Origin of the sequence: Streptomyces sp. NPDC085481, assembly GCF_044541845.1 — a bacterium.
GTDB lineage: Bacteria > Actinomycetota > Actinomycetes > Streptomycetales > Streptomycetaceae > Streptomyces.
In genome coordinates this window covers 145,236-166,374 of the sequence record NZ_JBITTJ010000014.1, presented here as the reverse complement: position 1 = coordinate 166,374, position 21,139 = coordinate 145,236, and the positions used below count along the sequence as shown (strand labels likewise).

Here is a 21,139-nt window from a genome sequence, read left to right as displayed (position 1 = left end):
GGACTACGTTTAGCAAGCACCAAGTGACATGCGGCGACGGCCTGGAGACCCCCTTGAACGATCCGCAGGATCCTCCGCACGATCCGTACGAGACGACCGAGACCCAGGTTGAGCGGCTCCTCGGCCGGGCGCTCAACTCCTTCGACCTGCCCGACTCCACGGTCGAGCGCCTGGAGTCGGCGCTCGCCCACTCCAGTGCGCTGCACTCCTCGCACCACAGCGCGTCGCTGCACCGCTCCACCTACCGCCACACCTATCTGCTCTCCGACGGCACGGCCCTCAGCCTGTGGGAGCTGGTGCACAACACCGGCCGGGACGGCGCCGAGCAGCACGAGCTGTACGTGGAGGAGGCCGAGGCCCGGCTCGCCGCTTCCCGCCTGCCGGCCGGCCCTTCGCTGGGCTGGAGCGTGGAGCGCTCCGACGGCACGCCGGGCGACGAGGAGGACGACCTGGAGGCGCTCAGCGCGCTCCTGGCCCGCCCGATACCCACCCAGCCCCGTATGTACGTGCCGGACAACTCCGCCGACCACGCCCGCCGTGTCCTGCGGCGCGCGGAGAATCCGGACCGGCCGGGCGAGGCGGCCGCGCGGCGGCTGCGGCTCGCGTTCGCGCACCACATCACGCAGGCCTTCGGGCGCCAGTGCCCCATGGAGGGCGGCCGGGACGCCGGCTTCACCCTCTACGAGCACCAGTTCCTGCTGCTCGACGGCAGCGAGGTCAGCCTCTGGGAGGTCGAACACACGGCGACGCCGGACGGTCGGCACATGTGCGAGGTGTACGAGGACGAGCGCGCGGCCCGCGAGGCGATGGAGTCCCGCTCCCGGGTCCGCTGACGGCAGCGGACCCTAGCCGGGCCGGGCCGGGCTGGCCTGACCCGGCCGGGCCAAGGCAGGCCCGGCCCTGGTCCGCCGGACGCCCCTAGCCCTTGCGGATCAGCAGGGCGACCGTCACTCCCGTCAGGCGCTCGGTGCCGGTCGCCGTGTAGTGGGCGCGCAGGGCGCGGGCCTGGGCGGCCGGCAGGGCGTTCAGGGGGTCGCCCTCGCCGGATGGGACGACCAGCCAGATGCGCGGCTCGGCTCGCAGACAGCGCGCCGGGTCCGGGCACTCCGAAGCCCACAGGTCCGCCCGGTCGGCCGCCGAGCGGGCCAGGAAGACGTCCCGTGGGTGCAGTTCGCGGGGCAGGTAGTGGCGTACGCCCGCGTCGAGCAGGCGCCAGTGGTCTTCGCCCCGGTCGTAGATCACCGCGTCGCCGGGGCGGTGGTAGTTCCGGATGGTGGCGGCCGCGCCCCGGTAGTCGACGCCCTGCCAGAAGTGCGCGTACGGCTCGCGCAGCGTGCCCTGCTCGGGGAGCGTGAGCAGGCCGAGCCCGGCCAGGAGCACGGCGACGACGGCCCGGGGCCGTACGCCCCGCAGCGCGGCCCCGGCCAGGACCGCCCAGGCGGGCAGCGTGAACAGCAGATAGCGGAAGTGGAAGTACGACACGTCGCCGTGCGAGACGGTCCACAGGATCAGCGGGGGCGCCACGGCCGAGGCGGTCGCCGCGGCCAGTACCCGTGTCCGGTCCGCGCTCTCGTCCGGGCCGGCCCGATGCGCCGGGGCGCCCCGCTTCCCCGGTGCCGCCCAGGCCAGCGCCGCCAGCGTCATGACCAGGCCCGTGACCAGCGCGGACCCGAACAGCTGGGGCCAGAGTGTCGCCAGGCCCGCCAGGTCGGGGCCCGGGATCCAGGAGATCTGGCGACCGGCCTGCGCCCGGCCGAGGAGCACGACCGGGGACGCCGCCGCCACTCCCGCGAGGGCGGCGCAGGCGAACCGGAGGGCGGCGGCGCGGCCCTTCGCGGCGGCCGCCGCGACATGCCCGGCCAGGGCGGTCAGCGCCACCAGGTGCAGCAGGCCGACCGCCGCCACGGCCGCGGCGTACGCCGCCCAGCGCCACCGGCTGTCCGGGCGGTCCAGGGCGCGGAGCAGGAGCAGCGTGGCGAGGGCGACCGCGAACACGACGAGGGCGTACGGGCGGGCCTCCTGCGCGTACCGCATCACCGCCGGGGTCAGGGCGAACAGCAGCCCCGCGACGAGGCCGGCCCGCCGCCCGAAGAGCCGCTCCCCGATCAGCGCCGTGCAGACCGCGGCCCCGGCCGCCGCGAGCACCGAGGGCAGCCGGAGCGCGAGGTCCGAGTCGCCGAAGAGGCCGGTCCAGCCGTGCAGGAGGAAGTAGTACGCGGCGAGGACGGCGTCCACGTGCCGCACCGTTTCGAGCAGCCGGCCGGTCGAACGGGTCGCCATGTCCCAGCTGTTGAGCTCGTCCTGCCAGAGCTGCGGGTCCCCGGCGCCGTACAGGGCGAGGACGAGGGCGAGGAGCCCGGGCCACAGCCACACGCCCCGCAGCCGGCGGTGCTCCTCGGCGCCGGAGCGGGGGGCGGGGCGCCGGGAGCCCGAGGCTTGGCCGTGGCCGGCGGCATCGGTCTCCCGTACGGGGGCGGGGGCCGGGGTGGAGGGGGAGGCGGGGGTTCCCATCGACTGCTCCTCAGACGCGGACGGGGACGATGGGAGCGGGGGCGGCGGGAGCGGAGGCCCCGGCAGCCGGTGCCGCGCCGGCCCGGCCGGCGGCAGCCCGGGCCGCGGCCGCCGCGAGTCCCGCCGCCGCGTACTCCCGGTTGGTCCGGGTCTGCTCGCGGTACTGCGCGGGCAGGTCGAGCAGGGCGAGGAGCCGGTCGCAGGCGGCCAGCGAGGCCTGGTGGTCGCCGACCCAGTAGGCGGTGATCGAGTACTCGAAGAGCAGTCCCCAGCGGTACACCCACGGCTGGAGGAACAGCAGGTCCTCGGTGGGCGGCCGCCGGTCGAGGACGGCCGAGACGATCGCGTGGGCGGCGTGGTGGTGGTTCCGGCTCCGCAGCCGCGCGGTGAGCTCGTAGCAGGCTTCGAGGCGCTGAGGGCGGGACTCCCAGGCCCGTACGAGGGCGTCCTGCGCGCGCGGCCAGTCGCCCGAGTCGGCGGCCAGGACCCCGGCCTGGAGCAGGGCGTAGTAGACCTCCTCGCCCCAGCCGCCCATCGCCGCGCGCCGCTCGTAGAGGCCGATGGCCTCCTTCGTACGGCCCATGTCGCGCAGGGTCTGGGCGAGGTAGAAGACCGTGCGCGGGTTGGCCGGGTCCCGGTCGAGCTCGGCGCTCAGGAGGCGGGCGTCGCGCTCGAACTTGTCGTGGCGGGAGCCGCCGTCGGCGTGGTCCTCGATGACGAGCGCGTCGAGGTTCAGCTGGGTGTGCTCCCGGTCGGCGGTCAGGTACTCGTGCGTGACCCCCTCGTACCGCCACGGCAGACCGCCTCTGACCAGCCGTTTGATGCGGTATTCCAGTGCGCCCTCGTGCCGCAGCATGTACGAGTCCGCCGTCAGCGCGGGCAGCGGTCCGTCCTGGCGCAGGACGTGGTCGGCGTCGAGGAGGAGCAGGTAGTCGGCGCGGCCGCGGGCGGCGGCGATGTTCAGGCTCCGGTTGTGGCCGAAGTTCACCCACCGCTCCTCGCGCAGCTCGCCGGGGATGCCGGCGAGGGATCGGCGGACGAGGTCCTGGGTGCCGTCGGTGGAGCCGGTGTCGGAGACGACCCAGGTGTCCACCAGGTTCCGGACGGAGGCGAGGCAGCGCTCGATGACCGCGGCCTCGTTCTTGACGATCATGCACAAGCAGATGGACGGCTGCACGGCAACACCACTTCCGGTGGATCGGTCGGGGGGCGACGGTACGCACGGCCGCGGTGGGGGCGGCGGCGGCACGCCGACGGGCCGCTTCGAGTTCGCCGTCGCGTACGCATCCATTCGGCTAGAGCGGATACGCCATGGCGCTGAGAGTGCCCTCCGGGCCGTCAAGCCTTCACAGCTGCGATCCGATGATCCGATAGGAAGCCCGGTTCACGCCGCTTCCCTCACAACATCCGGATTCACTCGCGCCGGCGCCCTGAGCCGGCGGAGGAAGGAGCATGCATGCGTCCTGATCCCAGGACTCAGTCCAGGTCACCGCTCGGCCCGCTTCCCCGGCGGCGCGTCTGGGTGGGCGGTGGCGCACTCGCCTCGGTCGCCCTCGTCCTGACGGGCCTCGCGCCCACGGCGTCTGCTTGGGGCGACCCCGCCCCCGGCGACCGGACGGGCATCACGACGGCCGGCCCCGACGGCGGAGACCACTGCGACGACAAGCCGCACCACAAGCCGCACAAGGACGACGGCGCGCCTCCGCGCGGCAAGGACCAGGGTGCGCCGCCGGAGGAGGAGGACGGTCCGCCACCCGGCGAGGACGAGGGCCCGCCGCCGTGGGAGCAGGACGGTCCGCCCATGGCCGGCCACGCCCTCGCGGAGTTCCTGGACCACCAGGTCGACCGGTACGTCCAGGGCCGTCACTACGAGGCCGCCGCCCTGCGCACGATCATGGGCGGGCACGACGAGTGCAAGGAGGGCCCGACCGGTCCCACCGGCCCGACCGGGCCCCAGGGGCCGACGGGCCCCACCGGTCCTGCAGGTTCCACCGGTTCGACCGGACCCACGGGTCCGACCGGACCGACCGGACCGACCGGAACCGACGGAGTCGACGGTGCGACAGGTGCCACCGGCCCGACCGGCCCCACCGGGCCCACCGGGCCCACTGGACCCACGGGCACCAACGGCCTTGACGGAGCCACCGGCCCGACCGGCCCCACCGGACCGACGGGCCCGACCGGACCGACGGGCGCCACCGGCACCAACGGCCTTGACGGAGCCACGGGCCCGACCGGGCCCACTGGTCCCACTGGTCCCACTGGTCCGACCGGAGCCACCGGCACCAACGGCCTCGACGGCGCTACCGGCCCGACCGGGCCCACCGGCCCGACCGGACCGACCGGACCCACCGGAGCCACCGGAGCCACCGGCACCAACGGCCTTGACGGAGCCACCGGCCCGACCGGCCCCACCGGCCCGACCGGACCGACCGGTCCCACCGGACCGACGGGCGCCACCGGGGCCACCGGGGCCACCGGCCCCACGGGCCCGTGCTCTGACATCGACATCCTCGCGCCGAACGGCACCGAGGACTTCCAGGTCGTGCTCACCGGCGGCAAGGTGTTCGCAGGACGCGCACCGCAGCTCGGCGGGACTATCACCTGGACAGACCTCACCAACCCGGTCGCCGTCGGCCTGGACCCCGCCAACCCGGACTACCCGGCCGGGGTGTGTGCCGTCGGAATCGAGGCCAACGACGGCAACGCCTACATCAAGGTGCTCACGCAGAACGGGCAGGTGTGGCAGACGCACGGCGACGTCAACGGACAGAACTTCATCTGGGACGAAGCCTGGCTCCAGCAGGCGACCCCGGCGCTCGCGGCGCGGCGCAGCATGCAGTTCAAGCGCAGCCTCGACTCCGCGGGTCCGGTGAACCGCCGCTGACCCCCTGAGGGCGCACCGAGGGGCGGTGCATCACGTGGTACGCACCGCCCCTCGGGGCCCCTCCTGCCCAGGGGCCGGTCAGGCTGCGACGACCACGGTCGTCCCAGCCTCGGCCTCTTCCCCCCGGACCTCCTCCGGGGCGGGCTTCCGCGCGCCCTTGAGGAGGACGACCAGGCCGGCGCTGACAACGGTGCCGGCCGCGATCGCCAGCAGGTACAGCAGGGGGTTGCCGATCAGCGGGATCACGAACACGCCGCCGTGCGGGGCCCGCAGGGTGCACTCGAAGGCCATCGACAGGGCGCCGGTCACCGCGCCGCCCGCCATCGCCGCCGGGATGACCCGCAGGGGGTCGGCCGCGGCGAACGGGATCGCGCCCTCGGAGATGAAGGAGGCGCCCAGGACCCAGGCGGCCTTGCCGTTCTCCCGCTCGGTCCTGGTGAAGAGCCTGCCCCGCACGGTGGTGGCCAGCGCCATCGCGAGCGGCGGCACCATGCCGGCGGCCATCACCGCGGCCATGACCTTGAGCGAGCCCTCGTTGGGGTCGGCGAGGCCGCCGACGGCGAAGGCGTACGCGACCTTGTTGACCGGACCGCCGAGGTCGAAGCACATCATCAGGCCGAGGATGACGCCGAGGATGACCGCGTTGGCGCCGGAGAGGCCGGACAGCCAGTCGGTCAGCGCCTTCTGCAGGCTCGCGATCGGCTTGCCGATCACCAGGAACATCAGGAAGCCGACGACGATCGAGGACAACAGCGGGATCACGACCACCGGCATGATGCCTCTGAGGACGGCCGGGATCCGCACCCGCTGGATGGCGAGGACGGTGCCGCCGGCCACCAGACCGGCGACGAGGCCGCCGAGGAAGCCCGCGTTGATGGTGAGCGCGATGGCGCCGCCGACGAAGCCGGGGACGAGACCGGGGCGGTCGGCCATGCCGTACGAGATGTAGCCGGCGAGGACGGGTACGAGGAAGCCGAAGGCCAGTCCGCCGATCTGGAACATCAGGGCGGCCCAGCTGTCGACCTGGCCCCAGTCGAAGTGCTCGGCGACGGAGGGGGCCTTGTCGATGTCCCAGCCGCCGATGGCGAAGCCGAGGGCGATGAGCAGTCCGCCGGCGGCGACGAAGGGGACCATGTAACTGACGCCGGACATGAGCCACTTGCGGAGCCTGGTGGCGTAGCCCTCGTCCGGCTCGCCCGCGTTCTCCACAGGTGTGGGCCTTCCGCTCGCAGCGCCGGGGGTGGTGGCCTCGCCGCGGGCCGCCTTGTCCCGGACCTCGGCGATGAGTTCGGCGGGGCGGTTGATGCCGGCCTTGACGCCGACGTCGACGGTCGCCCTTCCGGCGAACCGTTCCTTCTCCCGTACCGGCACGTCGTGCGCGAAGATCACGCCGTCCGCGGCGGCCACGACCGCCGGGTCGAGCCGCTCGAACCCGGCCGACCCCTGCGTCTCGACGACGAGCTGCACCCCGGCGGCCTCGCCCGCCTTCTCCAGGGCCTCGGCCGCCATGTAGGTGTGGGCGATGCCGGTGGGACAGGAGGTGACGGCGACGATCCGGAACGGTTCGTGGTCCGGCGCGTCGGCGGCACCGACAGAGGACTCGGAGGACTCGGAGGACTCGCAGGGTTCGGCGCGCTCGCAGGGCTCGGCGGGCTCGGCGGGCGCTTCACCCGACACCGGCTCGGCCGACTCCGCCGACTCCGCCGACTCGGCGAAGTCCGCGGACTCTCCCCCCGGCGCCTGCTCGCCCGCGATCAGCCCCGCCGCCGCCCCCGGCGACGTCGCCGCCCGCAGTGCGCCCGTGAACCGGTCGTCCATCAACTGGCGCGCCAGCGAGGAAAGGATCGTCAGGTGGGCGTCGTCGGCGCCCGCCGGAGCGGCGATCAGGAAGATCAGGTCGGCCGGGCCGTCGGGGGCACCGAAGTCGACGCCCGCCGCCGAGCGGCCGAAGGCCAGCGTGGGCTCGGTGACGTGGGTGCTGCGGCAGTGCGGGATGCCGATGCCGCCGTCGAGGCCGGTCGGCATCTGGGCCTCGCGGGCCGCCACGTCCGCCAGGAAGCCGTCGAGGTCGGTCACCCGGCCCGTCGCGACCATGCGCTCGGCGAGCGAGCGGGCCGCCGCCTCCTTGGTGTCGGCGGACAGGTCGAGGTCGACCAGGTCCGCGGTGATCACGGTGCTCATCGCGGGCTCCCTTGCTCGCTGGTGTCGTCCCGCCCGATGGGCTCGATGCGGTCGATGGGGCCGATGCGGCCGACGGGTTCGCCGAGTACGCGGTCGAGGGGGACGTCCGCCGTGACCGCGACCCGCGACGCGTCAAGGTCCGCCGGGCTCGGCATCTCGCTGCCCGGGAGCCGGACGGCTGCCGCTCCGTGGGCGAGGGCCGCGGACAGGGCGTCGGGACCTTGGCCGCCCGCGGCCAGGAAGCCGGCGAGGGAGGCGTCGCCCGCGCCGACGTCGGAGCGGACGGCGTCCACGGCCGCGGAGCCGTACCAGGTGCCGGCCGCCGAGACGAGGAGCTGGCCGTCCGCGCCGAGGCTAGCAAGGACCGTGCCCGCCCCCCGCGCGCGCAGCTCCTCCGCCGCCTTGACCGCGTCGCCGACGGTGGCGAGCGGGCGGCCGACGGCCTCCGCGAGCTCCTCGGCGTTCGGCTTGACGACGTCGGGGCGGGCGGCGAGGGCCGCGAGCAGCGACGGGCCCGAGGTGTCGAGGGCGATCCGGGCCCCGGCGCCATGGGCTCGGGTGACCAGTTCGGCGTACCACTCGGGGGCGAGGCCGCGCGGCAGGCTGCCGCAGCAGGCGATCCAGTCGGCGGCGGGCGAGTACGCGCCCACGGCCGTCAGGATCGCCTCCGATTCCGCCGGTGTCAGGCGCGGGCCCGGTGCGTTGATCTTCGTCAGCGTTCCGTCCGGCTCCGCGATCGCGATGTTGGAGCGGGTGTGGCCGGCGACCGGCACAGGGGCGACCTCGATGCCCTGGCCCGCGAGGAGTTCCGCGACCAGCGCGCCCGGCGCCCCGCCGAGCGGGACGACGGCGACCGTGCGGTGCCCGGCCGCGGCGACGGCGCGCGAGACGTTGACGCCCTTGCCGCCGGGGTCCATGCGCTCCCCGGCGGCGCGCAGCACCTCGCCGCGCTCCAGGGCCGGGACCTCGTACGTCCGGTCCAGGGAGGGGTTGGGGGTGACGGTGAGGATCATGTGCGTACGACTTCCGTTCCCGCCGCCTCGATGGCCGCGGCGTCCTCGGGGCTGAGCCCGCTGTCGGTGATGAGCAGGTCGACGTCGGCGAGGGAGCCGAAGCGGGCGAAGTGTTCCTGGCCGTGCTTGGCCGAGTCGGCCAGCAGCACGACCCGGCGCGCGGAGGCGAGGACCGCGCGCTTGACGGCGGCCTCGGCGAGGTCGGGGGTGGTGAGCCCGTGCTCGACGGAGAAGCCGTTCGCTCCGAGGAAGGCGACGTCGGCGCGGATCTCGCCGTACGCGCGCAGGGCCCAGGCGTCGACGGCGGCGCGCGTGCGGTGGCGCACCCGGCCGCCGACGAGGTGGAGGTCGATGCCGGGGTGGTCGGCGAGCCGGGCGGCGACGGGCAGGGCGTGGGTGACGACGGTGAGGCCGCAGTCGAGGGGGAAGTCGGCGGCGAGCCGGGCGACGGTCGTGCCGGCGTCGAGGACGACGCTGCCCTCCTGCGGGAGTTCGGCGAGGGCGGCGCGGACGATCCGGTCCTTCTCGTCGGCCGCGGTGGACTCGCGCTCGGCGAGGTCGGGCTCGAAGTCGAGCCGCCCGGCCGGTATGGCGCCGCCGTGCACGCGGCGGACGAGTCCGGCGCGGTCGAGGGCCTTGAGGTCGCGCCGTACGGTCTCGGCGGTGACCTGGAACTCCTCGGCGAGGGAGAGCACGTCCACCCGGCCGCTCTCGCGGGCGAGGCGGAGGATCTCCTGCTGGCGCTCCGGTGCGTACATGTGGGTTTACGTCCGTTCCATGCCCGAACCTGTGGTTTCAGCGTCAGGTTACGCCGGGATCTGAGGGAAGTAAACGGATCCGGGCATTCAGCGGGCAGGAACGGACTCGGGTACGGGCATGACCGGACGTTCGGCCATGCCCGTACGCGACGAAGGGCCCCGCCCCCGGGACGGATCCCGGGACCAAGGCCCTCGCGAGCTGCGTACGCACTGGCTCCGTACCTACCGACTCCGTAAGCACCGGCTCCGCGCGTACGAGCTGCGCGCTCAGGAGACCAGCACCGGCTCCCTCTCCACCTCGTCCGTCCCGGCGGCGGACTCGGCGTCCTCCCCGCCCTCCAGGTGCTGCTTCGGCTTCGCCGGCAGCGCGAACATCACCAGGAAGATGCCGGCCAGTACCACGGCCGCCCAGCCCAGCGAGTTCTGGAAGGCCTCCGTGAACGCCTTGCCCGTCTCCGCCGGGAACGCGGCCAGCCGCTTCTCGTCGATCGAGCCGAAGAACAGCACCGACACCAGGCCGAGTCCGAGCGCGTTGCCCATCTGCCCGGTCGTGTTGATCAGGCCCGAGGCCGAACCGGCGTGCTCGCGCGGCACCTCCGAGAGCACCGCGTCCGTCAGCGGGGCCACGATCAGGCCCATGCCCAGACCCATCACCACGAGCGGCGGGATCATCTGCCAGGAGTGGATTCCGGTGCCGTAACGGCCGGCCTCGAAGAAGTAGAGCAGGATGCCCGCGGCCATCGTCAGCGCGCCCGCCTGGAGCACCTTGCGGCCGAAGCGCGGGACGAGCTTCTGCACCGAGAGGCCCGCCGCCGTGGAGACGGCGATCGAGAAGGGCACACCGGTCAGACCGGCCTTCAGCGGGGTCCAGCCGAGCCCGATCTGCATGTAGAGCGTCCATACCAGGAAGAAGATGCCCATCACGACGCCGAAGGTCAGCTGGACCGCGATACCGGCCGCGAAGCTCTTCACCTTGAACAGCGAAAGCTCGACGAGCGGCGAGCCGTCCTTCTTCGTCTTGTACTTCTCGTACGCGATGAGGGCGGCGAAGACGAGCAGGCTGCCCGCCATCATCAGGTGGCCCCACAGCGGCCAGCCCAGCTCACGGCCGCGGGTCAGCGGGTAGATCAGCATGAGCAGCGCGACCGTCACCATGACCACGCCGACCAGGTCCAGTCGCAGCGCCTTCGGCGCCTTGGACTCGGTGATGAAGCGGCGGCCGAGGATCAGGGCGGCGACGCCGACCGGCAGGTTGATCAGGAAGATCGGGCGCCACTCCAGGCCCGCGATGTTCCACTGCGTGAGCAGCGCGCCGAGCAGCGGGCCGGAGACGGCGCCGAGGCCGATGATCGCGCCGAACATGCCGAAGACCTTGCCGCGCTCGTGCGCCGGGAAGGTGACGTGCACGATCGAGAGGACCTGCGGCACCATCATCGCCGCCGCCGCGCCCTGGAGCAGGCGGGAGCCGACCAGCATCTCCTGGTTGGCGGCGAAGCCGCAGAGCGCGGAGGCGAGGGTGAAGCCCGCGGTGCCGAAGAGGAAGAGGCGCTTGCGGCCGTAGATGTCACCGAGCCGGCCGCCGGTGATCAGGCCCGCGGCGAAGGCGAGGGCGTAACCGGCGGTGATCCACTGGATCGCCCCGAAGGAGGCGCCGAGGTCCCGCTCGATGCTGGGGATCGCGATGTTGACGATCGTGGCGTCGACCAGGTCCATGAAGGCGGCGGTCATGACGATGGCGAGGGCGATCCAGCGCCTCTTGTCTGCGGCGGAGGCGGCGGCCGCGTCCGGAGCGGCGGGGACGGCGTCGTGTGAACTCATATGAGGAAGGTATGAGTGATGTAGGTCAGGTCATGTCCTAGATGGGCCTCATCCTGGAAACCATGACGGACACACCGGCACGACTCCTGAATCTGCTGTCGCTGCTCCAGACCCCGCGCGAGTGGCCGGGCAGCGAGCTGGCCGAACGTCTCTCGGTCTCGCCGCGCACGATCCGGCGGGACATCGACCGGCTGCGCGACCTGGGCTACCCCGTCGAGGCGACCATGGGGGCGGTGGGCGGCTACCGCCTGGTCGCGGGTACGGCCATGCCGCCGCTGCTGCTCGACGACGAGGAGGCCGTGGCCATCGCGGTGGGGCTGCGGGCGGGCGCGGGGCACGCGATCGAGGGCGTGGAGGAGGCCTCCGTACGCGCGCTGGCGAAGCTGGAGCAGGTGCTGCCGTCGCGGCTGCGGCACCGGGTCTCCACGCTCCAGAACGCGACGATCCCGCTGACCCGCGGGGACGGCGCGACCGTCGCGCCGCAGACGCTGACCGCGCTCGCGGGTGCGGTGACGGGGCAGGAGCGGCTGCGGTTCGGCTACCGGGCGGGGGACGGGACGGAGACGAAGCGGCTCGTGGAGCCGTACCGGCTGGTGTCGACGGGGCGGCGGTGGTATCTCGTCGCGTACGACCTGGGGCGCGAGGACTGGCGGACGTTCCGGGTGGACCGGGTGAGCGAGCCGTTCCCCACGGGCGCGCGCTTCACTCCGCGGGAGCTGCCGGCGGGGGACGCGGCGGCGTACATGGCCCGGTCGATGTCGCGCGCCCAGCCGGAGCTGGACCTGGACGTCAGCTTCGAGGCCCCCGCCGACTTCGTGGCCGGCCGGCTCCCGTCCCACCTGACCCCGAGCCCGGTCACCGCCACGACCTGCCGCCTCCGCACGCGCACGACCGACTCGACGGAGTGGCTGGCGGTCCGGCTCGCCCTGGTGGACGCGCCGTTCACGATCCACGGCCCGGCGTCCCTGGTCACGTACGTGGAGGACCTGGCCACCCGACTGGGCGCGGCGACCCGCGCCTGACGACTGCGCCCGCACGGCGTCACGGCGGGTCCAGGGACCTCGGCCCCTGGACCCGCCGGCTGCCGGCCTAGGCCCGGCCTAGGCCACCGCGTCGAAGCCCGTGTCCCGGGCCATCTTCTTCAGTTCGAGGAGGGCGTGCTTCTCGATCTGGCGGATGCGCTCGCGGGTGAGGCCGTGCTGCTTGCCGACCTCCGTCAGGGTGCGCTCGCGGCCGTCCTCGATGCCGTAGCGCATGCGGATGATCGACGCGGTGCGGTGGTCGAGCTTGTCGATGAGGTCGTCGAGCTCCTCGCTGCGCAGCAGGGTCAGGACGGACTGCTCGGGCGAGATCGCCGAGGTGTCCTCGAGCAGGTCGCCGAACTGCGTCTCGCCCTCGTCGTCCACCGACATGTTCAGCGAGACCGGATCCCGCGCCCAGTCCAGGACGTCGATGACCCGCTCCGGCGTCGAGCCCAGCTCCGTCGCGATCTCCGCGGGCTCCGGGTCGCGCCCGTGCTCGCGGTTGAACTCGCGCTGCACCCGCCGGATGCGCCCCAGCTCCTCCACCAGGTGGACGGGCAGCCGGATGGTGCGGGACTGGTCGGCTATGGACCGCGTGATGGCCTGGCGGATCCACCACGTGGCGTACGTCGAGAACTTGAAGCCCTTCGCGTAGTCGAACTTCTCGACCGCGCGGACCAGGCCGGCGTTGCCCTCCTGGATCAGGTCGAGCAGCGGCAGCCCGCTGCGCGGATAGCGCCGGGCCACGGCGACGACCAGTCGCAGGTTCGACTTGATGAAGAGGTCCTTGGCACGCTCGCCCTCGGCGACCAGCGCCTCGAGCTCCTCGCGGGTCGCCCCGCCCGCCTTGGTCGACCCCGCCGCGGCAGCATCTGATGACGCAGCGCCGTCGAGGATCTGCTGGGCGTACACCCCCGCCTCGATCGTCTGGGAGAGCTCGACCTCCTTGGCGGCGTCGAGCAGGGGCGTGCGTGCGATCTCGTCGAGGTACATGCCGACCAGGTCGCGGTCGGCGATGTCCCCGCCCACGGCGCGAACGCTGCTTGCCCGGCTGCTTCCGCTCGCGGCGGACGACTGACGACGGGCGACGGCACGGGTTGCCATGCGTGCTCCCTTGCTGAGTAGGTCGCGACACCCTTCCGGGTGCCCTGCATCCGACGGAAACAACGACTGGAATCAGGACAGAATTCCCACCCGGCACATCGATTTTCGCGATCATGCAGTATCCTGCGCCGCCGGTGACAGGGAGGGCAGCGCGATGGGACCCACGGACGTGCAGGTCAGGCCGGGCACGGAGGGTGATCTGGCCGCCCTCACGGAGCTCTACAACCACTACGTGCGGGAGACCGCGGTCACCTTCGACACGGAGCCCTTCACCCCGGAGCAGCGGCTTCTCTGGCTCCGCTCCCACCCTAAGGACGGCCCCCACCGCCTTCTGGTTGCCCAGGCCGCGGACACGGGGGAGATCCTCGGTTACGCGACGAGCAGCGCGTTCCGGCCGAAGGCCGCGTACGCCACCTCCGTGGAGGTGAGCGTCTACCTCTCCCCCGCCTCCGGCGGCCGCGGCATCGGCACGCGGCTCTACGAGGAGCTGTTCAAGGCCCTCGCCGCGGAGGACCTCCACCGCGCCTACGCGGGGATCGCCCAGCCCAACGAGGCCTCGGCCCGCCTCCACGCCCGCTTCGGCTTCCGCCACATCGGCACGTACGCGGAGGTGGGCCGCAAGTTCGGCCGCTATTGGGACGTGGCCTGGTACGAGAAGGAGCTCCCGGGCCCCTCTTCGTCCGGGGCCCCGCTCCGCCCCGCTCGCTGACCGAACTGCACCGAGCGCTTCGCCAGGCCCATCCAGAAGCCGTCGATCACGCTCCGCTCCCGGTCCAGGTCCCCCGCGGCGTCCGCCGCGCCCATGGTCACGAAGAGCGGTGCGAAGTGCTCGGTGCGCGGGTGGGCGAGCCGGCCGGCGGGCGACTTGCGCTCGAAGTCGAGCAGGGCGTCGACGTCGTGCGCGGCCAGGGCCTCGTGGCCCCAGCTGTCGAACTCGGCGGACCACCCGGGCACCCCGCCGCCGGTGTGGCGCAGGGCGGCCAGGTTGTGGGTGAAGAAGCCGCTGCCGACGATCAGGACACCCTCGTCGCGCAGGGGCGCCAGCTTGCGCCCGATGTCCATGAGCCGGCGCGGGTCCAGGGTGGGCATGGAGATCTGGAGTACGGGGATGTCGGCGTCCGGGAACATCTCGACGAGCGGCACGTACGCGCCGTGGTCGAGCCCCCGGTCGGGGATGTCCTGCACGGGCACGCCGGGGCCGCGGAGCAGCTTGCGGACGGACTCGGCGAGACCGGGCGCGCCGGGGGCCGCGTACCGGACCCGGTAGTAGTGCTCGGGGAAGCCCCAGAAGTCGTAGACGAGCGGCACGGTCTCGGTGGCGCCGAGGGCGAGCGGGGCCTCCTCCCAGTGCGCGGAGACCATGAGGATCGCCTTGGGGCGGGGCAGGCGGGCCGACCAGGCGGCGAGTTCGCCGGGCCAGACCGGGTCGTCGGCGAGCGGCGGGGCGCCGTGCGAAAGGTAGAGGGCGGGCATCCGTTCCGGCGTGGCGTCCATGACTTCCGGCTCCTTCTCGACCGCTGGGCATGAAATCCTCGGACTGAATCCTTGAAGTTTCAAGCTCACTGCTTTCGGACAGCCTAAACCCGATCTAGTTCAACTTTCAAGAATTGCTCGTACCATGGGTCCATGACCGAACCTCGCTGGCTCAGCGACGAGGAGCAGCGCGTGTGGCGCTCCTACCTCCACGCCACCACCCTCCTGGAGGACCATCTCGACCGCCAGTTGCAGCGCGACGCCGGGATGCCCCACATCTACTACGGGCTGCTCGTCCAGCTCTCCCAGGCCCCCCGCCGCCGGCTGCGCATGACGGAGCTGGCCAAGAGCGCGAAGATCACCCGCTCCCGGCTCTCGCACGCGGTCGCCCGCCTGGAGAAGAACGGCTGGGTCGCCCGCGAGGACTGCCCCTCCGACAAGCGCGGCCAGTTCGCCACGCTGACGGACGAGGGCTACGAGGTCCTGCGCCGCACCGCACCCGGCCACGTCGCCGCCGTACGCCAGGCCCTCTTCGACCGGCTCACCCCGGACCAGGTCGAGCAGCTCGGCGCGATCATGCGCGTGATGGCGGAGGGCCTCCAGCCCACGGACGCGAACGCGGACCTGCCCTGGCTCCGCTGAGGAACCAGGGCAGGCGGCGCGGTGAGGTGGCGGCGGGTACCGGAGGGGATCAGTGGGTGATGACGGGCACCTTCACCTCGTCCTCGACACCCTCACCCGCGCCGGACCCCGAAGCGGTCACCGTGCCGGCGCCCGGCTTGCCGGTGTTGATCAGGGTCAGCGCGATCACGGCCGAGGTGGCCAGGATGCCGACCGCCCACCAGATCGCGGCCGAGTAGCCCTCGACCATGCCCTGGAGCTGGAGCAGCTTCTGCGCGGACGGGGTGGTCGCGCCGGCCGCGTGGTCCACCAGGTACGCGGTGGTCGCCGAGGCGGCGATGGTGTTCAGCAGGGCCGTACCGATGGCGCCGCCGACCTGCTGCGAGGTGTTGACCATCGCGGAGGCCACACCGGCGTCGCGCGGGTCGACGCCGTGCGTCGCGAGCGACATGGCCGGCATGAACGCCGTACCCATGCCGAGGCCGAGCAGCAGCTGCGCGGGCAGGATCAGACCGGCGTACGAGGAGCCGATCTCCAGCTGGGTCAGGAGCAGCATGCCGACCGCGGCGGTCAGGAAGCCGGGGCCCATGAGGTACCGCGGCGGGACCCGGGTCATCAGCCGCGTACCGATCTGGGTGGAGCCGGTGATCATGCCCGCGATCATCGGCAGGAACGCGAATCCCGTCTTGACCGGCGAGTAGCCCTTCACGACCTGCAGGTAGTAGGTCAGGAACAGGAACAGGCCGAACATCGCGATGACGGCGAGGCCGAGCGAGAGGTAGACGCCGCCGCGGTTGCGGTCGGTGACGACGCGCAGCGGCAGCAGCGGGGACTTCACCCGCGACTCGGTGAGGGCGAAGGCGCCGAGCAGCACGACCGAGGCGACGAACAGGCCGATGGTCGTGGGGTCGCTCCAGCCGTTGGACTCGGCGCGCGTGAAGCCGTAGACCAGCGAGACCAGACCGAGGGTGGACAGGACGACGCCGGGGATGTCGAGCGGCGAGCGGTTGCGGCCGCCGGCCGGCTCACGGATCACGAAGTACGCACCGGCCGCCGCGACGATGGCGAACGGGATGTTGACGAAGAAGGTCCAGCGCCAGTTGAGGTACTCGGTGAGGAAGCCGCCGAGGATCAGGCCCACGGCGCCACCGCCACCGGCGATCGCACCGTAGATGCCGAAGGCCTTGGCGCGCTCCTTGGCGTCGGTGAACATCACCGCGAGCAGCGAGAGGGCGGCCGGGGCGAGCAGCGCGCCGAACGCACCCTGCAGGGCGCGGGCGCCGAGCATCATCGCCTCGCCGGTGGCCGCGCCGCCGAGGGCGGAGGCCGCGGCGAAGCCGATCAGACCGACCACGAAGGTGCGCTTACGGCCCCACAGGTCGGCGACGCGGCCGCCGAACAGGAGCAGACCGCCGAAGGCGAGGGCGTAGGCGGTGATGACCCACTGCCGGTTGCCGTCCGAGATCCCCAGGTCCTGCTGGGCGGAGGGCAGCGCGATGTTCACGATCGTCGCGTCGAGCACGACCATCAGCTGGGCCAGGGCGATGAAGACCAGGGCTTTCCAGCGACTGGGGTCGGCCTGGGCCGGCGGGGAGTTCTGGAGGGTTTTGGACATGGGGGTAGCCACCTCTTGGCGCGGAACGGTGAAAAAGGGATGTCTGTGGAGCAGTAAGGGGTAAGGGGTCGTGCGGTTACGGCGGGGATCACGCCCCCGGAGAGGTCACGAGGTCACGAGGTCAGGACGACGATTCGCTCCTCAGGTCCTCCAGGGTCGCGGCGGAGCCGGGCAGTACGGAGCGCGCGGGCGCCTCCAGGCCGTCCAGGAACACCTGCAGGTGACGGTGGACGAAGCGGTCCATGTTCATGCAGGCCGTCCCGGGGAGCGGCCGGGTCAGCTGGGAGACCGCGACCATGAGGTCCCCGACGCCGACGTCGGTACGGAGCCGGCCGGCCGTGTGCGCCCGGTCGACGAGGCCCTGGACGGCCTCCTCCAGGCGCTCGCGCTCGGCCTCGAGCTCGGGGTGGTTCTTGTCGAAGTCGCCGTCGAGCATCGGGCACAGGGCTCCGATCCGCTCGTCGGCGGCGGCGTGGGTGAAGCGGCGGAGCGCGTCGAAGGTGTCCGCCTCCTGCTCGCCGGCCTCCAGGGCCCGCTCGGTGATGCGGGCCATGAGGGAGAGGACGACCTCGCGGACGAGGTCGTCGCGCTCGGGGAAGTTGCGGTAGAGCGTGGCGTTGCCGACGCCGGCGCGGCGCGCGATCTCGTCGAGCGGCACCTGGGCGCCGGACTCGACGAACATCTCGCGGGCCGCCGTCACGATCCGCTCGCGGTTGCGCAGGGCGTCCGCCCGCGGGCGGGGCACGCGGCGGGCCGGCGCGGTGTCGGCGGTGCTGCTGCTCACTGCCGTACCTCCCAGAGTCATCCAGAGTCATCCGGGGACTGAGTCCCCACTTCGTCGAACACAGGCTTAAACGGGGACGCGCTCCCCGGTTATTTCCCGCTTCAACTGTGACCTGGGTCACAGCCGCGGACGGCGTCGCCGACCGGTCTCCCGCCCCCGCCGAAATCCCCCGGTCGGGCCCCTCCGGCGCGCGCCCCCTCACCCGCCGCCACAGGCTGATCGCACGGCGCCGAACGCACCGGCGCGGACCAGAGAGGCGACCGCATGCAGGAGACCCGCCGGCGGATACGCAGACCCATCGCCCTGGCTTCGGCGGCAGCGCTCGCGATCGCCGCCCTGGCATCGGCCAGCACGACCCTGCCCGGCCCGGCCCCCGCCTCCGCGGGACCCGTGGCCGCCGGACCGGGGGACGCGCCGCTCGGCCCGTGCCGGATCGCCACGACGATGGGTGTGCAGATGTCGGAGGGGCTGCCCACCGCCCCCGGGTACGCGCGCTCCACCGGCCGGGTCAGGGCCCTCAACCTGATGATCGACTTCCCGGACGCGTCCGGCGAGGGCACGGCCATGAACCGCTTCCGCGAGTTCTTCCCGCAGACCGCCGACTGGTTCCGCACCAGCTCCTACGGCCGCCTGCACTACCACCCCGAGACCCCGATACCCGAGTGGCTGCGGATGCCGCGCCCCTTCTCCGCGTACGGGATCGAGCGCGGCTCGCCGTACGAGCCGGGCTACCGCGGGCTCGTCGAGGACATCGTGAAGGCCGCCGACGCGAAGGTGGACTTCAGCTCGTACGACCTGGTCAACATCCTCGTCACGCCGAACGCCGGCCCCTCGGCCCTCGACACCGTCCTCTCCGTGACCTTCTCCGGGAACGACGACGCCCCCTACGCGGACGGGGTCCCGCTCGCCAACACGTCCTTCGTCTACAGCCGGCAGGACGACGGCTCGGGGACGTACGCCGAGACCGGCTACCGGGTCCTGCCGCACGAGAACGGCCATGTCTTCGGCCTGCCCGACCTCTACACCGTCGACGGCGGCGGCACCGTCGGGCACTGGGACATCATGTCCGAGGACTGGGGCGCCAACAACGACCTGCTCGGCTGGCACAAGTGGAAGCTCGGCTGGCTCGACAACGACCAGGTCCGCTGCGCCTCCAGAACCGGCGACACCGAGTACACGCTGACCCCGCTGGCCACCTCGGGCGGCGCCAAACTGGTCTTCGTCCCGCTCTCCCTCACCTCCGGGTACGCGGTCGAGGTCCGCACCCGCGACGGCAACGACGAGGCCGTGTGCGAGCCGGGCGTCCTCGTCTACCGGGTCGACACCGACGTGGACACCGGCCACGGACCGATCACCGTCACCGACAGCAATCGCGACACCGGCGGCTGCACCCGGCGCCCCAACGTCCACGCGGAGCTGTCGGACGCCCCCTACCGGCCGGGCGAGGCCTACACCGACCGGGCGAACGGCATCCGCATCAGCGTCGTCGACGAGGACGGCGCCGGGGGCTACCGGGTCCGCGTCTCCCGTACCTGAGCGGCCAGTTCGTCCTCCGCCTGCCCCTTCAGCTCCCGCTTGAGGACCTTCCCGGTCGGATTACGGGGCAGCTCCGCCTCCCGTACGAGGACGTGCGCCGGCACCTTGAACGCGGCCAGCCGCGCCCCCACGTGCGCCCGCAGCTGCTCCGCGCCCGTGCTCGCGCCCGGCCGCAGCCGGACCACGGCGGCGACCTCCTCGCCGAGCGTCGGGTGCGGGACGCCGAGGACGGCGGCCTCGACGACGTCCGGGTGGTCGTGCAGCACGCCCTCGACCTCGACGCAGTACACGTTCTCGCCGCCCCTGATGACCAGGTCCTTGATCCGGTCCACGACGGTGACCCGCCCGTCGCGCACCCGCGCCAGGTCTCCCGTACGGAACCAGCCGTCCGGGGTGAACGCGGCGCGGGTGGCCTCCTCGTCGCCCCAGTAGCCGCGGACCAGGGACTGGCCGCGCAGCCACAGCTCGCCCACGCCCTCGGCGTCCGGGCGGTCGATGCGCACCTCGGTGGCCGGGGCCGGCCGGCCCACGCTCTCGGGGTGGGCCCGGTACTCGGCGCCGAAGTTGGCGAGCACGCCGCCGCAGGTCTCGGTGAGGCCGTAGCCGTTGCGGGGCTCGATCCGCTCCCCGTAACGGGCGGCGATCCGCGCGGTGATCTCCGGAGGGGCGGCCGCTCCACCGGTGTTGAGCATGGTGAGGGACTCCAGCGGGTCGCCGGTGCGCTCGGCGAGATCGAGCAGCTGGAGCGCGGTGGTGGGGACGCCCGCGTAGTGGGTGACGCGGTGGGCGCGGATCAGCTCGAGCGCCTTGGCCGCGTCCCACTTGCGCATCAGGACGAGCGTGCCGCCGGCCGCCATCACCGAGTAGAAGGAGGTGAAGGCGGCCACGTGGAAGAAGGGGAAGGTGGTGAGCGAGACCGGCGCGGGACCGGACCCGGGGATCCGGCCGCGGCGCAGCGCGGAGGCGGCGACGTAGTAGCGGGGGTTCATCGCCGCCCCGGCCTGGGCGAGGTGGGTGGCGACGGCGCCCTTGGGGCGGCCGGTGGTGCCGGAGGTGTACATGATCGTGGCGTCGTGTTCGGGCAGCACGTCCACGGCCGGCGGCCCGAGGAACGGGTCGGTGTCGGGGACGTACGCCTCGAAGCCCTCGGGCAGCACGCCGTCCGGCTCCCCGTGGAAGACGATCCCGGGTACGGAGCGGGCCCGGGCCCAGGCGGCGACGCGCGGGACCCGCTCGCCGTCCACGAGCAGCACGCGCGGCGTGCAGTCGTCGAGGGCGTACGCGCACTCGTCCTCGGTCCACCAGGCGTTGAGCGGTACGGCGACGAGGCCCGCGAGTTGGGTGGCCCAGAAGGCGATCTGCCACTCGGGGTGGTTGCGCAGGGCGACGGCGGCGCGGTCGCCGGGGCGCAGGCCGTGCACGTCGACCAGGCGGCGGGCGAGCCCACAGGCGGCGTCGAAGAACTCCCGGTAGCTCAGCACCCCGTCCTCGGAGACCAGGAACGGCTGCTCACCGAAGGCCCAGGTGGCCTCCACGAACTCCCGCAGGGTGCGGGGGCCGGAGGCGTAGACGCCGTCGACGACGGCGAAGGGGGCGCCGGGGGCGGCGAGGGGGTCGGTGTGCGGGTGGGTGTGCCGGTCTCCGGGCTGCCGGTCGGTGTGCCGGTCTCCGGGCTGCCGGTCGGTGTGCCGGTCTCCGGGCTGCCGGTCGGTGTCCGGGTGGGTGCGCCGGTCTCCGGGCTGCCGGTCGGTGTGCGGCTCGACCACGGTTCGCCTCTTTCCCGGCGTTCGCCGATTCCCAGCGCCGGCTAAGCGCG

16 protein-coding genes and 1 pseudogene are annotated in these 21,139 nt (G+C 73.1%); 6 read left to right on the top strand and 11 right to left on the bottom strand.

The window, feature by feature from the left end; all coding sequences use genetic code 11:
• Positions 1–53 precede the first annotated feature (53 nt).
• The gene (locus tag ACIGEZ_RS26980) at positions 54–833 is read left to right on the top strand and encodes a DUF6227 family protein (RefSeq protein WP_399835623.1); all 780 of its coding nucleotides are present in this window, start codon (positions 54–56) and stop codon (positions 831–833) included.
• Between the two features lie 85 nt (positions 834–918).
• On the opposite strand, the gene ACIGEZ_RS26975 is transcribed toward ACIGEZ_RS26980, so the two are convergent.
• Together ACIGEZ_RS26975 and ACIGEZ_RS26970 are read right to left on the bottom strand one after the other, a co-directional pair.
• Entirely contained in the window at positions 919–2,511 is a 1,593-nt protein-coding gene (locus ACIGEZ_RS26975) for a glycosyltransferase family 39 protein (RefSeq protein WP_399835620.1), read from the bottom strand.
• A 10-nt stretch (positions 2,512–2,521) separates the two neighbouring features.
• On the bottom strand, positions 2,522–3,664 hold the full coding sequence (locus ACIGEZ_RS26970) for a glycosyltransferase (protein WP_399835618.1): 1,143 nt from the start codon (positions 3,662–3,664) through the stop codon (positions 2,522–2,524).
• A gap of 303 nt (positions 3,665–3,967) precedes the next feature.
• Here ACIGEZ_RS26970 and ACIGEZ_RS26965 point away from each other — a divergent pair, with 303 nt between their 5' ends.
• Entirely contained in the window at positions 3,968–5,398 is a 1,431-nt protein-coding gene (locus ACIGEZ_RS26965; RefSeq protein WP_399835615.1) for a hypothetical protein, read from the top strand.
• Between the two features lie 78 nt (positions 5,399–5,476).
• On the opposite strand, the gene ACIGEZ_RS26960 is transcribed toward ACIGEZ_RS26965, so the two are convergent.
• The 4 genes from ACIGEZ_RS26960 to ACIGEZ_RS26945 form a co-directional block, all read right to left on the bottom strand.
• Positions 5,477–7,579, bottom strand: coding sequence for a fructose-specific PTS transporter subunit EIIC (locus ACIGEZ_RS26960; RefSeq protein ID WP_399835613.1), 2,103 nt, complete (start codon positions 7,577–7,579; stop codon positions 5,477–5,479).
• Positions 7,576–8,592, bottom strand: coding sequence for a 1-phosphofructokinase (gene pfkB / locus ACIGEZ_RS26955; RefSeq protein WP_399835610.1), 1,017 nt, complete (start codon positions 8,590–8,592; stop codon positions 7,576–7,578). Before pfkB ends, ACIGEZ_RS26960 begins: the two co-directional genes overlap by 4 nt.
• On the bottom strand, positions 8,589–9,350 hold the full coding sequence (locus tag ACIGEZ_RS26950; protein ID WP_399835608.1) for a DeoR/GlpR family DNA-binding transcription regulator: 762 nt from the start codon (positions 9,348–9,350) through the stop codon (positions 8,589–8,591). The genes pfkB and ACIGEZ_RS26950 overlap by 4 nt, the downstream gene beginning before the upstream one ends.
• 267 nt (positions 9,351–9,617) lie before the next feature.
• Positions 9,618–11,168 carry an MFS transporter gene (locus ACIGEZ_RS26945; RefSeq protein ID WP_399835605.1) on the bottom strand — a complete coding sequence of 517 codons (1,551 nt, stop codon included), beginning with the start codon at positions 11,166–11,168 and terminating at the stop codon, positions 9,618–9,620.
• A gap of 62 nt (positions 11,169–11,230) precedes the next feature.
• Here ACIGEZ_RS26945 and ACIGEZ_RS26940 point away from each other — a divergent pair, with 62 nt between their 5' ends.
• Positions 11,231–12,190 (top strand): helix-turn-helix transcriptional regulator, encoded by a 960-nt coding sequence (locus ACIGEZ_RS26940; RefSeq protein WP_399835602.1) that lies wholly within the window; start codon positions 11,231–11,233, stop codon positions 12,188–12,190.
• Positions 12,191–12,268: 78 nt separating this feature from the next.
• Here the strand turns inward: ACIGEZ_RS26940 and ACIGEZ_RS26935 are convergent, their stop codons facing one another.
• The gene (locus tag ACIGEZ_RS26935; RefSeq protein WP_399835600.1) at positions 12,269–13,294 is read right to left on the bottom strand and encodes an RNA polymerase sigma factor RpoD/SigA; all 1,026 of its coding nucleotides are present in this window, start codon (positions 13,292–13,294) and stop codon (positions 12,269–12,271) included.
• A gap of 154 nt (positions 13,295–13,448) precedes the next feature.
• Between ACIGEZ_RS26935 and ACIGEZ_RS26930 the strand changes: the two genes are divergently transcribed.
• Positions 13,449–14,003 carry a GNAT family N-acetyltransferase gene (locus ACIGEZ_RS26930; protein WP_399835597.1) on the top strand — a complete coding sequence of 185 codons (555 nt, stop codon included), beginning with the start codon at positions 13,449–13,451 and terminating at the stop codon, positions 14,001–14,003.
• On the opposite strand, the pseudogene ACIGEZ_RS26925 reads toward ACIGEZ_RS26930, so the two are convergent.
• Positions 14,003–14,788, bottom strand: a pseudogene (locus ACIGEZ_RS26925) (dioxygenase); the annotation flags it as partial. The gene ACIGEZ_RS26930 and the pseudogene ACIGEZ_RS26925 overlap by 1 nt on opposite strands.
• Before the next feature lie 132 nt (positions 14,789–14,920).
• Here ACIGEZ_RS26925 and ACIGEZ_RS26920 point away from each other — a divergent pair.
• Complete coding sequence (locus tag ACIGEZ_RS26920; protein ID WP_399835595.1) at positions 14,921–15,409, top strand: MarR family winged helix-turn-helix transcriptional regulator; 489 nt, start codon at positions 14,921–14,923, stop codon at positions 15,407–15,409.
• A 49-nt stretch (positions 15,410–15,458) separates the two neighbouring features.
• Here the strand turns inward: ACIGEZ_RS26920 and ACIGEZ_RS26915 are convergent, their stop codons facing one another.
• Both ACIGEZ_RS26915 and ACIGEZ_RS26910 read right to left on the bottom strand, forming a co-directional pair.
• Positions 15,459–17,003 carry an MFS transporter gene (locus ACIGEZ_RS26915; protein ID WP_399835592.1) on the bottom strand — a complete coding sequence of 515 codons (1,545 nt, stop codon included), beginning with the start codon at positions 17,001–17,003 and terminating at the stop codon, positions 15,459–15,461.
• 121 nt (positions 17,004–17,124) lie between these two features.
• Positions 17,125–17,787: a TetR/AcrR family transcriptional regulator gene (locus ACIGEZ_RS26910; RefSeq protein WP_399835589.1), complete on the bottom strand. Its 663-nt coding sequence runs from the start codon at positions 17,785–17,787 to the stop codon at positions 17,125–17,127.
• Between the two features lie 264 nt (positions 17,788–18,051).
• Here ACIGEZ_RS26910 and ACIGEZ_RS26905 point away from each other — a divergent pair, with 264 nt between their 5' ends.
• The gene (locus ACIGEZ_RS26905) at positions 18,052–19,323 is read left to right on the top strand and encodes a M6 family metalloprotease domain-containing protein (RefSeq protein ID WP_399835587.1); all 1,272 of its coding nucleotides are present in this window, start codon (positions 18,052–18,054) and stop codon (positions 19,321–19,323) included.
• On the opposite strand, the gene ACIGEZ_RS26900 is transcribed toward ACIGEZ_RS26905, so the two are convergent.
• Positions 19,296–21,089, bottom strand: a complete 1,794-nt coding sequence (locus ACIGEZ_RS26900; RefSeq protein ID WP_399835585.1) for a class I adenylate-forming enzyme family protein — start codon at positions 21,087–21,089, stop codon at positions 19,296–19,298. The two genes, ACIGEZ_RS26905 and ACIGEZ_RS26900, sit on opposite strands and share 28 nt — an antisense overlap.
• Between the last annotated feature and the right edge of the window lie 50 nt (positions 21,090–21,139).

Bases quoted from the DNA above. Each gene is read 5' to 3' on its own strand.
- ACIGEZ_RS26975 (WP_399835620.1), bottom strand. From the start codon at position 2,511: ATGGGAACCCCCGCCTCCCCCTCCACCCCGGCCCCCGCCCCCGTACGG.
- ACIGEZ_RS26970 (WP_399835618.1), bottom strand. From the start codon at position 3,664: ATGATCGTCAAGAACGAGGCCGCGGTCATCGAGCGCTGCCTCGCCTCC.
- ACIGEZ_RS26965 (WP_399835615.1), top strand. From the start codon at position 3,968: ATGCGTCCTGATCCCAGGACTCAGTCCAGGTCACCGCTCGGCCCGCTT.
- ACIGEZ_RS26960 (WP_399835613.1), bottom strand. From the start codon at position 7,579: ATGAGCACCGTGATCACCGCGGACCTGGTCGACCTCGACCTGTCCGCC.
- pfkB (WP_399835610.1), bottom strand. From the start codon at position 8,592: ATGATCCTCACCGTCACCCCCAACCCCTCCCTGGACCGGACGTACGAG.
- ACIGEZ_RS26950 (WP_399835608.1), bottom strand. From the start codon at position 9,350: ATGTACGCACCGGAGCGCCAGCAGGAGATCCTCCGCCTCGCCCGCGAG.
- ACIGEZ_RS26945 (WP_399835605.1), bottom strand. From the start codon at position 11,168: ATGAGTTCACACGACGCCGTCCCCGCCGCTCCGGACGCGGCCGCCGCC.
- ACIGEZ_RS26940 (WP_399835602.1), top strand. From the start codon at position 11,231: ATGACGGACACACCGGCACGACTCCTGAATCTGCTGTCGCTGCTCCAG.
- ACIGEZ_RS26935 (WP_399835600.1), bottom strand. From the start codon at position 13,294: ATGGCAACCCGTGCCGTCGCCCGTCGTCAGTCGTCCGCCGCGAGCGGA.
- ACIGEZ_RS26930 (WP_399835597.1), top strand. From the start codon at position 13,449: ATGGGACCCACGGACGTGCAGGTCAGGCCGGGCACGGAGGGTGATCTG.
- ACIGEZ_RS26920 (WP_399835595.1), top strand. From the start codon at position 14,921: ATGACCGAACCTCGCTGGCTCAGCGACGAGGAGCAGCGCGTGTGGCGC.
- ACIGEZ_RS26915 (WP_399835592.1), bottom strand. From the start codon at position 17,003: ATGTCCAAAACCCTCCAGAACTCCCCGCCGGCCCAGGCCGACCCCAGT.
- ACIGEZ_RS26905 (WP_399835587.1), top strand. From the start codon at position 18,052: ATGCAGGAGACCCGCCGGCGGATACGCAGACCCATCGCCCTGGCTTCG.